Source organism: Paenibacillus aurantius (assembly GCF_032268605.1).
Taxonomy (GTDB): Bacteria; Bacillota; Bacilli; order Paenibacillales; family NBRC-103111; genus Paenibacillus_AO; species Paenibacillus_AO aurantius.
Genome location: NZ_CP130318.1, coordinates 2,994,669 through 3,007,244 on the forward strand (window position 1 = coordinate 2,994,669; position 12,576 = coordinate 3,007,244).

8 protein-coding genes are annotated in these 12,576 nt (G+C 53.3%); 2 read left to right on the plus strand and 6 right to left on the minus strand.

What is annotated here, in order from left to right; translation table 11 throughout:
- Window positions 1-2: 2 nt before the first annotated feature.
- The 6 genes from MJA45_RS13535 to MJA45_RS13560 all read right to left on the minus strand — a co-directional run bounded on the left by MJA45_RS13535 (window position 3) and on the right by MJA45_RS13560 (window position 7,587).
- Window positions 3-1,727, minus strand: a complete 1,725-nt coding sequence (locus MJA45_RS13535) for a cache domain-containing sensor histidine kinase (RefSeq protein ID WP_315607776.1) — start codon at window positions 1,725-1,727, stop codon at window positions 3-5.
- A gap of 113 nt (window positions 1,728-1,840) precedes the next feature.
- Window positions 1,841-3,430, minus strand: a complete 1,590-nt coding sequence (locus MJA45_RS13540) for an extracellular solute-binding protein (RefSeq protein ID WP_315607777.1) — start codon at window positions 3,428-3,430, stop codon at window positions 1,841-1,843.
- A gap of 64 nt (window positions 3,431-3,494) precedes the next feature.
- Complete coding sequence (locus tag MJA45_RS13545) at window positions 3,495-4,361, minus strand: carbohydrate ABC transporter permease (protein ID WP_315607778.1); 867 nt, start codon at window positions 4,359-4,361, stop codon at window positions 3,495-3,497.
- Between the two features lie 10 nt (window positions 4,362-4,371).
- Complete coding sequence (locus tag MJA45_RS13550) at window positions 4,372-5,328, minus strand: ABC transporter permease (RefSeq protein WP_315607779.1); 957 nt, start codon at window positions 5,326-5,328, stop codon at window positions 4,372-4,374.
- Window positions 5,329-5,544: 216 nt separating this feature from the next.
- Window positions 5,545-6,513 carry a glycoside hydrolase family protein gene (locus MJA45_RS13555; protein WP_315607780.1) on the minus strand — a complete coding sequence of 323 codons (969 nt, stop codon included), beginning with the start codon at window positions 6,511-6,513 and terminating at the stop codon, window positions 5,545-5,547.
- Window positions 6,514-6,762: 249 nt separating this feature from the next.
- Window positions 6,763-7,587: an AraC family transcriptional regulator gene (locus MJA45_RS13560; RefSeq protein WP_315607781.1), complete on the minus strand. Its 825-nt coding sequence runs from the start codon at window positions 7,585-7,587 to the stop codon at window positions 6,763-6,765.
- 174 nt (window positions 7,588-7,761) lie between these two features.
- On the opposite strand from MJA45_RS13560, the gene MJA45_RS13565 reads away from it, so the two are divergent.
- Together MJA45_RS13565 and uxuA are read left to right on the plus strand one after the other, a co-directional pair.
- Window positions 7,762-11,418 (plus strand): glycosyl hydrolase, encoded by a 3,657-nt coding sequence (locus MJA45_RS13565; RefSeq protein ID WP_315607782.1) that lies wholly within the window; start codon window positions 7,762-7,764, stop codon window positions 11,416-11,418.
- A gap of 84 nt (window positions 11,419-11,502) precedes the next feature.
- Window positions 11,503-12,573, plus strand: a complete 1,071-nt coding sequence (uxuA, locus tag MJA45_RS13570) for a mannonate dehydratase (RefSeq protein WP_315607783.1) — start codon at window positions 11,503-11,505, stop codon at window positions 12,571-12,573.
- The last annotated feature ends 3 nt before the right edge of the window (window positions 12,574-12,576 follow it).

Here is a 12,576-nt window from a genome sequence, read left to right on the forward strand (position 1 = left end):
GGTTAGGCCTCCCCCCTTTCTCCTTTTGGAAAGACGGCACGTATGCAGGTGCCCCTTCCCGGTTCGCTCAAGATGGTTAATCCATAGGCTTCCCCATAGTAGAGCCTGATTCGCTGGTGAATGTTCCGCAGCCCTATTCTAACCCTTCCCCGTTCGTTCGGCCTCCCGGGTTTTTCGGCTTGAAGCAGGTTGTCAGCGGTTTCCGGAGACATTCCCTCCCCTTCATCCCGCACCTCCACCACGACCCGGTTATCCTGCAGGTAAGCCTTAATGGTAATCGGTCCTTCCACCCTTCCTCCCCGGTAGCCGTGAAAAAGGCTGTTCTCCACTATCGGCTGGAGGAGAAGACGGAATACAGGAAAGGCTCGGAGGCCTTCCTCCACCTCCACCTGCACGTCAAAGATCCGGTTATAACGGATGTTCTGGATAAGGACATAATCCCGCACGTTCTGCAGTTCCTCATCGAGCGTAACCCACTCCGAAGCGTCCGCAATGCCGTATTCCAGAATATTGATCAGAGCCCGGATCATGGGGTCCACCTTGTCATACTGCTGCAAACCGACCACATTGCAAACCGAGCCGAGCGTATTGTAAAGAAAATGCGGGTTGATCTGGGACTGCAGCACCTGGATTTCCAGTTTCCGCTTGCTTTCGTTGCTCACATTTAAATGATCGAGCAACCCTACGATTTGTTTAATCATAAGGTCGAATGTGTGGGCGAGAAGACCGAATTCATCCCGCCGCTTCCACTGCACTTTCACATCCAGGTGCCCCTGCCGGATCAGCTTCATTTTGTTGATAAGGTACTGAAGCGGCTTGCGGATATATCGGGCGATGATGGAAGCCACAATTCCGCTTATAAGAAGCCCGATCCCGAGCAGCAGGAGGTAATAGTGTTCCAGTTTCTGCAGGGACTGTTGAATCCTCGCTTCATTATTCACGGAGATGATGGACCAGTTGAACCGGGACGTCGGGAGCTTCAACAAAGTAAATGGCTTCCCGGTGTCGCTCGTCAGGTGGATCGTATTCTCATTGATTTGGGCAACCTCCCGGGAGCTCATGCTGCCAAAGACCATCCGGTGATCGGGGTCTGGCTTCATCCCAAGCTCACTGTTCTGTCCGGCCACGACAAACCCTTCCGGATCGATCAGCGTAAGCGTGATAAGGTCATCCCGCATGATTTTGAGAATGGTCTGTTCGACTGCGTTTAAGTCTAGATCCACCGCAATTGCTGCAGGCGGATTGCTTCCGTGCAAGTATTTGGTCATCGTAACCGTCCAGCCGGACGAGGAAGATCGGTATGGCCTGCTGATGGCGGTGCTCAATTTGGAATTCATCGCCTGGTCATACAACGGACGCCTCTCTTCGTTTGGCTCATCGAAGGCGACCGTAATCAAGCTTCCTCCTACGATGGACATGTCTTCCCGGATGATATAGACATTCTTAAGGGTAGCCGAATTTAACTCGAGCAGCTTCTGCATTTCCGTTTTGAGCGACTCGATGGTATCCTGCCCGGGGGTATAGGCCGAATCGATAGAGAACAGGATGGTCTGGAAGGAGGAGAATGTTACGGTCAAATACTGATCCACCTTGGATAGAATCTGCTGGACGAAATATTGATTGTTGCTACGCGTCTCGTTCTGAATATACCGGTAGGCCAGCTGACTGACCAGGGACACCGTAGCAAACACGAAAATAAAGCAAATCAGGAACAGTTTGAACGTCATGCTGCTGAACCATTTCCCCAAGATCATCAGTCCTATTCCACTGTGGTTCTTATATCCTATCAAATAAAACGGCATTAGGAGAGGGGAATCCCCCCTCTCCTAGCCAAATCTTGTTATTTCAGAGCACCGGCCTCCTTCAGCTGCGTCGTGGCGTACTCCTTAAACTTGGCGTATTCGAATTTGCTGTCCAAGGTTTTAAGGAAAGCATCCCAGTTCGACAAAGGCTCTTTGCCCATCATAAATTTCAAGAACATTTCATTGACGTATTTGTTGCGGTCGCTGTACAGCCTGTCGTTCGGATCGGGCACGATAAACGGATTAACCGGGTTAGGCTTGACATACTGCAGATTAATCTTCTGGAAATCGGTCGTTCTAGGATTCGTAAAGTTGAAATAAAGAGCGTCGTCTGCACGCCGTGGCAGGGCATAGTTCGTCGTCCATAAGTACTTATCCGACACTTCTTTTTTGCTCATATTTTCCGTAAGCCGCTGGATTTTGCCGTCTACTACGTCCCAGCTGACACCCTTGATCCCATAGTTGGCCCAAGGATAAAAGTCTTTATCCGTATACCAATACTGAAGAAGAGCCAGTATACGTTTTACCTTCTCAGGATCCTTGGCGGCGGTTTTCGAGATGACCCAGGAGTTGTTCTGGAACGACTTCAGGCCTATCGTTTGATCTCCATGAGGTCCTTTTACCGGAGGAATCACGATCCAATCCGGGACTTCTCCCGAAACATCCTTCATGGCCTGCTGGGAAGTCTTTTCCATTCGTCTCCAATCGCCGATTAGAATGCCCGATTTGCCGGCATACATTTTCTTGTCCAATGCCGTGCCATCGTTAATTGTCACCCAATCGGGGTCCACTACCTTCGCGTCCAGCATCGACTTGATATAAGCGAGGGCTTCCTGCATTCTCGGGTCGGAGTTGTCAAAGGTGAGCTTGCCATCCACCATATCCACCGTATTCGGGTTAACCCCAAACATCCAGAAGATCATCTGCCAGCCCATGGAAGTCAGGCTGCCGTCCTTGCCAATCCCCGTCACAAAGCCGTACGTATCGTTTTTGCCATTCCCGTCCGGGTCATTGAAGGTGAACGCTTTCATGACGTTCATCAGTTCATCCGGAGTAGTAGGTGCTTTCAAGCCGAGCTTAGTGAGCCAGTCGTTGCGGATCCACCATCCCTGGATGCCGTTTACGAATTCATAGCCGGGGGTTCCGAAGGTCTTGCCCTTGTACTTCATGGCCTCCCACTCTTCCGGCTTGAAACGCGACTGCAGAGCCGGGTAGTCTTTCAGGTAGCTGTCCAAGTCCGCAAGAATCCCCTGGTCATAGTATTGAATGGCCGTGGCCCGGTCGGGCATGAAGATCATATCCGGGATATCCCCGGAAGCAATCATGGTGTTCAGTTTCGCAATTTTCTGGTCGGAGGGCGGGATGATCATGTTGAAATCGACATTCACCGCCTTCTCCAGCATTTGCCGGATGGGGTCATCCTCCCGGGCCGGCATCGGCACCTGCGGATTATAGGCGCCTGTATGATAAGCCGTTACTTTGATCGTCTTGTCCGTTTTCCCTCCATTGCCGGATGGTCCCGGGGAACCTGAAGGTTGTTTGCTTTCCTGGCTTGCGCATGCGCTAAGGATCATGCTGCCTGCCATAACCACGGCAAGGGCTCCGGTAATTCTTCGTTTATCTCTCATGTTCGACCTCTCCTCTATACTCATGTTTATATTATCCGGGATTGCCGGGATAATCAAAGGGACTTTATCCTTTTACCGAACCGACCAGAACACCCTTGGCAAAATGCTTCTGAATGAACGGATACACGCATAGAATCGGCACCGTCGAGACGATAACCGCAGCCATCTGGATGGCGAAGGTACTAACCGGTCCGTCTAAAGCCGACTGCTCGGCACTTTGATTCTGCACGCTGAGCAGAATGTTACGCAGGACCACTTGAAGCGGCATCAGCTGCGGATTGTTAATATACATGACGGCGTCAAAGTAGCTGTTCCAGTGGCTGACCGCATAGAAAAGGCCGATCGTGGCAAACGAAGGAAGCGATAGCGGAAGAATGATCTTCCATAAAGTGGTCAGTTCTCCCGACCCATCCACTCTCGCGGATTCTTCCAGTTCCGGGGGAAGCTGTTCGAAGAAGGTCTTCATCACGATCAGATTAAACACACTGATTAACCCCGGTATGATCAGGGACCAGATAGAATTCATCAAGCCAAGGGATTTGATCAGAATATAAGTCGGAATCAACCCCCCGTTGAACAGCATGGTGAAGACGATGAACAGCAGGAGACCACTTCTTCCGGGCAATGCCTTCTTGGAGAGCACATAGGCCGGAATGGCGGTGAACAGCAGGTTCAGCGCCGTTCCCACCAGCGTCCGAAACAAGGTAATCTTATACGCCTGGCCCAGCCCAAGGCCGGCGAAGACGGTATGATAAGCGGAAAGGGTAATCTTCTCGGGAATGAGGACGATGACCCGGCGCAGTACTTCCGACTCCGGTGTGAACGAGACGCTTAAGACATAAAGAAACGGAAAGAGTGTAACAGCGGCGATCGCTGTTAGAAGCAGATAGTTTACCGAATGACCGAGCCTGCCCGCTATGTTGGTTTTCATGATATCCCTCCTACCAGATCTGGCCGTCGAATTTTTTGGCCGCTTTGTTCGCCGCCACGACGAGAATGAACCCGATCACGGCTTTGAAAAGCCCTACCGCGGTCGCCAGGCCAATCTGCATGCGCTCGAGGCCCTGGCGGTACACCCACGTGTCGATGATATCCGCCTTCTCTTGATTGAAAGTATTGGCCATCATAAAGATTTGATCGAAGCCTGCGTCGAGAATATGGCTGAGCCGAATGACAAGCAGAATGATGATAATGTTGCGAATGCCGGGCAGGGTGACGTGCCACAGCTGTCTGGCTTTCGAGGCCCCGTCCATCCGGGCGGCCTCGTATAGACTCGGATCGATTCCCGCCAGCGCAGCCAGGTAGAGAATGGCTCCCCAGCCGACTTCCTTCCACAGATCGGAGGACACGATAATCGGGCGAATCCAACCGGGTTCGGTCAAGAAGGAGATCGGGCTGTAGCCGTACTCCTTCAGAAGCAGATTGACCAAGCCTTCTCCCGGGGAGAGAAGCGCTACCATCAAGCCATACACGATGACCCACGAAACAAAGTGCGGAAGGTAGGTGATCGTCTGCACCACTTTCTTGAACCAGTTCGATTTTACCTCATTCAGCATGAGAGCCAGCACAATGGGGGCGGCAAAGCCGAAGAGCAGCTTGTAAACCGATATTAAGATGGTGTTCTCCATAATATCCCAGAAGTAAACCCCGTTGATGAAGCTGCTGAAGTTGCTAAATCCGATCCATGGACTATCCCAAAATCCAAGCGCCAGGTTGTAATTTTTGAAGGCAATCAGGATGCCGAACATCGGGATATACTTGAATACGGCAAAATAGATGAGTTCCGGCAGCAGAAGGAGATACAGGATGCGATATCTTCTCATCCGCGCCCACAGCGTGGTCTGCCTGGCCCCTTTCTCCCTGAGAAGAGCAGCCGCCGTGTCGGTCGGTGCGTTCATTTTTGGTTTCCCCCTGTCTGGTAAGTCGGTTTCTTATGGTCTTATCGTACCGGTTTTCGGCTACGGTGTTTTCCAATATATTAACGAAAGACTTCAATATTTTAAGATATGAGCTTCCCGTTTAACAAAAAGAGCACCTTCCGACGGCAGGGCCATCCAAAGATGCTCTTTCCCCTTCTTCACTCTCTAGCGGAATGGAAACATGGAACGCGGCTTCTAGAATGCTTTATTAAGCGGGACAGCAACCATAAAGGAATGTTCACTGCCCTTTGGAAGGCCGGCAAGATACAGGATAGCGGGTTTTCCATTCTCGAAGTAAAGCTTCGGCATCTCCAATCGCTCGAAATGCTGCACGACTCCGTCCTCCCATGTGAGTTGAGGCTTCATGACGAGCGGGTCGCGGCTCAGCTCCCAGTGAAAGCCGTCCTCGGATTCGAACAGGATCATGGCGCTGTGCATTCCGGTAAATTCCCCTTTGTTGTCCTTGACGATGGCATAGTACCTGCCGTCTTGCACCCACTCGACGTGATCGTCGATAGGGAAATGGGTTCTGGGCGTTCGAATGAACGGTTCCGGATGATCAACGAATGGACCTAACGGATGATCGGCAAGGGCGATGACATGGCGAACACTGCCGCCGAAGGGCATGGGCCCTTCCGTAACCGTTTTGTACACCATCTGGTATTTTCCGTCAGGCCGCTTGAAAACGTGAGGCGTCCCGGTAGTGAGATGACCCGGGCGGGGCTCGAGCAGCGGCTTGTCGAAACGCTTCCACGGACCGCTGGGATGTTCGGCTACCGCCACCCCTACCCGCTGATTGTTGCGGTGATTCCACCATTCCCCATTGCCATGCTGGCCAATGTAGTATAAATAATAGACTCCGTCGGCTTCAATCAAGCTCTCGTTATGGAACCCGCCCGAGTCCCACTTTCCTTCTTCGTCTTGCGTCAAAGCGGTCCCCTGCACCTCGTACGGTCCTTCCGGATGAGAAGAAGTAGCATACGCCAGCTCGGAATGGGTGGCCCACGCCTGATGGCCGAGGGAACGAAGCCATCTCGAGAAAATCAAGTGACAGGTTCCCTCCTCCGTCCGAAGCATAGTGGAACCCCATACATTCCAATCCGGCAATTCAAACTTGGCACGATAAGCCAACCTCAACCCTTCCGGAACGGATATAATGGACATGAAAAATCTCTCCCAACTGGGTAACATAACCCGACCCTATCCCTTGGTTCGTGTTTAGGTTAAGAATAATTCACGATGGAAAGCCCAGGTTTCAAAATTTATGGAAAACCGTTCAAAATATTAAGACAAAGAACCGGCGATCTGACGATCGCCGGTTCTTTTTGGCCTGCTGTTCTAATTTATGCCGAGGGTACCTGTCCGGTAGTCATAAAATTTTCGCGATTGTCCTATCTCGTCTTGGCATTCTCTTCATCCATCCGAAGCCTTTAACCAGTCGCGGTACTGGGTAGGCGTCATGTTGGTTTCCCCCTGAAAGAGCCGGGTGAAGTGGGAGCGTTCCATCCCCAGTTCGTCCGCAACACGGGTCACGGTCCAATCCGTAGTAAGAAGCAGGTGTTTCCCGCGTTCCATCCTCAGCTTTACCAGATAACGATGAGGAGGGACGCCAAAGGCGGCTTTGAACAATCGAATGAAATACTTGGTGCTGTAGTTAAATTTCTCCGCTATTTCCGTAACCGTTAAAGCTCTGTCGGAATGCAGCTCCATGAAGTGGACGATATCGTTCCAGCGCTGCATGGATGAAGAGAGGATCGGGACCGGCTTGCGCGATTCCTGCTCCCAAATAAAGAGAAGAAGGTCAAACATGGCGCTTTTCACCGCAAGAGGCGACAAGTCGTCCGTTCGCCTAACGTTCTGGATCAAGCGACCGAAGAGCTCTTCCGCCCGATCCTGGTCCTGCAGGCGTATGAATAGCGGGGTATCCACGACTTGAAAGAGCGGGAACCGACCGGACATCGCATGAAAATGACAATACATCAGCCGGAAGGGAGCCTCAGGAACCGTCGAGAACGAAATGCGGTCGCCGGCAGGCAGGACATATAGGTCCCCTGGTTTTGGCAGAAAGACCGAGTCCCTAATGTGCAGGCTCCCCTCTCCTTCGCGAAAATAATACAAGCAGTTATTCACCGTCACATGATTGTGGTGCTTCCAATGGCTCGGCACCTTGACGTGGGCGGCGACTGAAACGCTTACCGATAAATCCTCCAAATGCTTCTTCAGATGTGTTGCTTCCACGGGTTCTCCTCCATCTTTTGGCCGTAAGCGTTGCTTATGTAACTAGAGATTACCATACATGGAGACCGGAAATGGGATACTTTTCGACACATAGTCGGGAATATTGTAGACTGCGGTCCCCTTTTTAATTTGCTACGATCATTTCGTAAAGGCAAAGAAAGGAATGTGATCCGCATGGATAAGTTGGAACGCACGGCAAAGCAAGCTCCCGGTTTCCCGAGCCGCGATCCCGGACTGGATGTTTATCCCGGGTTTGTTTCTCCGCCTTCGGGTTATGGAGAAGTGGCCTTCTATTGGTGGGTCGGTGAGCCTTTAACCAAGGAGAGGCTGGAATGGCAGCTGGATCAGTTGAAGGATTACCCGATCACCTCTTTGCAGATCAATTATGCGCATTCCGATCAGGGCGGGGACGCTTGGGGACTGACGATTCCGAGCGATCCCCCTCTCTTCTCTGAAGCCTGGTGGGAGCTGTTCGCTTGGTTTGCTGAGAAAGCAGGCACCTACGGGATATCCGTCAGCCTTAGCGATTACACGCTGTGCTGGCCGGGACAAGGGTGGTACATCGATGAGATACTCGGCAGCCGACCGGACATCAGCGGATATAACCTGCTCGTCCAGGAATGGGATGCCGGGGATGGCCTATTGGAGCTGGCGCTTCCTCCCGGTGTCCTCTCGGTCATCTCCTATCGCTGTGACGAAACGGGTCAATCGACCGGCGAGTGGACGAGCCTTGCGGATCATGTCCGCGGTAACTCCCTCCATTGGGCGAAGCCGGATGGGACTTGGCGTGTTGCCGCCGTCTATTCCGAGCTTCGTCCCCGATCCATTGATCCGATGCACCCGGAAAGCGGGGCGCTCGTCATCTCGCACTTTTTCCAGCGATTCGAAGAAAGGCTCGCCAACATTCCGAACGCCAAGCTGGGCTTCTTCTTCTCGGATGAGCTGGGCTTCGGCATCAAAGGGCGGCTGTGGAACGATACGTTCCGGAAGGAATTCATGCGGCGTAAAGGCTACGACCTCCTGCCTGAACTCGCCTCCCTCTTCCTCCCCGTTGATCCCCGGGCACCGAAAATTCGGATGGATTACGCCGACGTGCTGGTTGCCCTATCCGAAGAACATTATTTTAAGCCTATCTTTGAATGGCATGAACAGCGGGACATGATCTATGGCTGCGACCACGGAGGCCGGGGCAAGGATGTGACCGAGTTCGGCGATTACTTCCGCACCCAGCGCTGGAATCAGGGGCCGGGCTGCGATCAACCTTACTTTTATTGCGACCTGATCAAAAACAAAGTGGCGAGCTCCATCGCCCACCTGTATGAGCGTCCCCGCACTTGGCTGGAAGGCTTCTACAGCTCCGGCTGGGGATCGACGACCGCCGATCTGACGGATGCCATCTTCCGTAATTTCGTGTCGGGTCACAATCTATTGACCCTCCACGGTCTGTATTACACAACCTACGGAGGCTGGTGGGAATGGGCCCCGCCCTGCAACCATTTCCGTATGCCCTATTGGAAGCATATGAAGCCGCTTCTGGATTGTACGGAACGACTCAGTTACTTGCTAAGTCAAGGCGTTCACGTATGCGACGTGGCCGTCCTGTATCCGGTGGAAGCCATGGAGGCCGGAATGGGCGGAGAGGCCTCGGTGGCTGCGGCGTTCGGGATCGGCGAGTACCTGTACAAACGGGGAATCGATTGGGATTTTATCGACTTCCAATCCGTCGACCGCGCGGTGATCGCCGACCGGAAGCTGCAAGCAGCCGGAGAAGCTTACCGGGTGCTGATTCTGCCCGCCATGCGTGCGATCCGCCATTCCACCCTCTGGAAGGCGTTGGAATTCTACGAAGCGGGGGGACTCGTTCTCGCGTTCGATTGTCTCCCGGAAGCCAGTGACCGCTTCGGAGCGGACGATCCGGATTTGGATGCGGCCGTGCGTACATTATTCGGTTGGACGGCGTCCGAAGCCGAACGATCAGGCGATAACCGGACGTTCCGTAACCCGTCAGGGGGATGGGCCGTTACCGCTCGCTCCTTCCAGGAAGTGGAGAGGACCATTACCGAGGCCTTTCCCCGCGATTTTGCTTGCGGCATGGACATGGATGACACGACGTTTCCTTATGTCATGCATCGCCGCATCGGCAGCCGCGACCTTTATGCGGTTTACGGCGTTCCAAGCGGGACGGAATGCTTCTTCCGGTGTCAAGGCACGGTAGAGCTATGGAATCCTTGGGATGCTTCCGTCACTCCCCTGGAACCTGGCCGCACGACGTCGGAAGGCACTTTTATCCGGTTGCCTCTTGAGCAAACAGAGCTCCAGTTACTCGTGTTCTCCCGGGAGATGACGATTCCGGACCGTCATGGGAGTGCGATTATCACCCGCTACGGGAACGAATCCAGCCGGTTCATCGAATTGGGAGATCCTTGGTCGTTTAAGCTGCTGCCTACGATGGATAACCGATTCGGGGATTATCGGCAGCCTCCCGAACCGGTCTATATCGGCGCCGAAGCTCGCCAATTCCAGCATGCCTTGGAACACGCGGAATCCGTCGGGCAATGGCAATTATCTGAATTCGACGACTCCTCTTGGCCAAAAGTTACCAATGGGTACGGCCCCTATTTCTGGAAACTTGGACCGCTTCCAGAAGAAGACGCAACGCCGGAGCTGGAGCAGCGGCTTCTCACTTCGAGATCGGCACCGGCACTCGGCCAGCCTCTAACCGAACACGGGAATGAATATCCATGGAAAGCTTATGAGTTTTCTATGCGGTACGGGATCGAAGGCGATCCGGGCCATCAAGGCTATCATGGGCTGAAGGGCGAGATGAACGACGATCTTCTTGCCGTCGGCGTCAAAAGATTCGTTCATACGGATACGGTCTATGACGTTGAAGAAGAAGGAGCGGTGACCTACTTCTGGTCTACCTTCGACGCCGGTGGAGAACGCAGCGCAGTCATGCGGGTGAGCGGCAACGTGCCAACGCGGATATGGCTAAACGGAACCATCGTGCAAGACCCGGAACCACTGGCCATCCAGCCTGGAGTAAATATCGTTCTTGTTCGTTACGACCAACCGGGACGCGGCTGCGTTCGTTTTGAGAGACCGGATGCGGCGGACTGGGAACAGTCCCTGCCGCTGGCTACTACCTGGTATCAGAATCCCGCCCTATTCCCCTTCGATGCTTTTCCAGGACACAGCAGGCCGGCTGCGGGCTGGTACCGGTTCACGGCACCTCCCGGCTTAAAGAGCATGAAAGTAGCTGCTCACGGGCGGCTTCAGGTATGGGTGGATGATGAGGAATGGGAAGTCCGGCAAACCGGCACTGGTGCGGAGGGATCGCTCGAATATGTGGCGGCTGGTCCGGTGAACAAAGCGAAGATTCACCAGGTCGCCCTTCGCATCGCCTACGAAGCCTGCTCCTACGGCGGGGCTGCGCTGCCGGAACCAGTCTTACTGGAATGCGACGAAGGGGAAATGCAGCTTGGCGATTGGTCGGCCATTGACGGGTTACACTGTTACTCCGGCGGAGCCTCCTATTCCCAATCCTTCTGCTGGGAGCCTGACGAAGCCGGCAAGAATAGAAAAGTCATTCTGGATTTAGGAAAACTGTCAGCTTCAGCGGAGGTGTGGATGAACGGAGAACTTGTCCAAATCCTCGTTGCTCCCCCCTGGTCCGTTGATATCACTTCCTATTTGCGAAGCGGGGACAATCGGCTCGAAGTTCGGATATACAATACGCTAGCCAATCACTATGTGACGATTCCAACCCGGTATCGCGGTGACCTGACTTCGGGGTTAATGGGTCCGGTCCGTCTGCAGATCAGAGAATAGCAAGATCAGAACTTTTTTTCGCAAGATTTTTTTATTAATCCGGCTCGGAGTCGGCTAGGATGTAATTAGTTGGGGGGAATCGTCATGAGAATGGTATTTCGCTGGTATGGGGAAGGCAATGATACGGTTTCCCTCCGGCACATTAAACAAATTCCCGGCGTGGAAGGCATTGTCTGGTCACTCCATGACGTTCCTCCCGGTGAAGAGTGGCCCCTGGACAAAATCCTGGACTACAAAGCCCAAGCCGACGAATACGGCTTTCATCTCGAAGTTGTCGAGAGCGTTAACATTCATGAGGACATTAAGCTGGGGCTCCCTACCCGGGACGGATACATTAGTAATTACATCCGCACGATGGAGAAGCTTGCCCGGGTTGGCGTTAAGGTCATCTGCTATAACTTCATGCCGGTCTTCGATTGGATCCGGACCGATTTGTTTAAGGAACTGGAAGACGGTTCGACGGCTCTATTTTATGAGAAGGCCAAGGTTGACTCGATCGACCCCGAAGAACTCGTACTCGCCATAGCGGGCAACCCCACCTACACGATGGCCGGTTGGGAGCCGGATAGACTGCGTAAGCTCATCCCTCTGTTTGAAGCGTACCGGGAAATCACCTCCGAGCATCTGTGGAACCATTTAAAGTATTTTTTGGTGAGAATCGTGCCGGCTGCGGAGAAGCTTGACATTCGTATGGCGATCCATCCGGACGATCCGCCCTGGCCCGTCTTCGGGCTGCCACGAATCATGACGGGGCGCGATAGCATTCGCAGGCTGCTGCAGCTGGTCGACAGTCCTTATAACGGGGTCACGTTGTGCAGCGGGTCGCTCGGCGCCCATCCCGCCAACGACATCCCGGCCATGATCCGGGAATTTGCGGACCGTATCCCTTTTGCTCATATTCGAAACGTGCGAACCTACGAGAACGGCGATTTTATCGAATGCTCCCACCGGGCTTCTGACGGAACGGTCGATATATGTGAAATTGTAAGAGCCTACCACGAGACGGGATTTCGAGGCTACGCCCGTCCCGACCATGGCCGGCACCTATGGGATGAGTCTTGTCGACCCGGATACGGCTTATACGATAGAGCTCTCGGCATTATGTATCTATGGGGAATATGGGATTCTTTGGAGCGTGCTAATCAAGGGCGGTAACCT

Coding starts and splice junctions, on each gene's coding strand:
- MJA45_RS13540 (WP_315607777.1), bottom strand. CDS start 3,430: ATGAGAGATAAACGAAGAATTACCGGAGCCCTTGCCGTGGTTATGGCA.
- MJA45_RS13565 (WP_315607782.1), top strand. CDS start 7,762: ATGGATAAGTTGGAACGCACGGCAAAGCAAGCTCCCGGTTTCCCGAGC.
- MJA45_RS13535 (WP_315607776.1), bottom strand. CDS start 1,727: ATGACGTTCAAACTGTTCCTGATTTGCTTTATTTTCGTGTTTGCTACG.
- uxuA (WP_315607783.1), top strand. CDS start 11,503: ATGAGAATGGTATTTCGCTGGTATGGGGAAGGCAATGATACGGTTTCC.
- MJA45_RS13555 (WP_315607780.1), bottom strand. CDS start 6,513: ATGTCCATTATATCCGTTCCGGAAGGGTTGAGGTTGGCTTATCGTGCC.
- MJA45_RS13545 (WP_315607778.1), bottom strand. CDS start 4,361: ATGAAAACCAACATAGCGGGCAGGCTCGGTCATTCGGTAAACTATCTG.
- MJA45_RS13550 (WP_315607779.1), bottom strand. CDS start 5,328: ATGAACGCACCGACCGACACGGCGGCTGCTCTTCTCAGGGAGAAAGGG.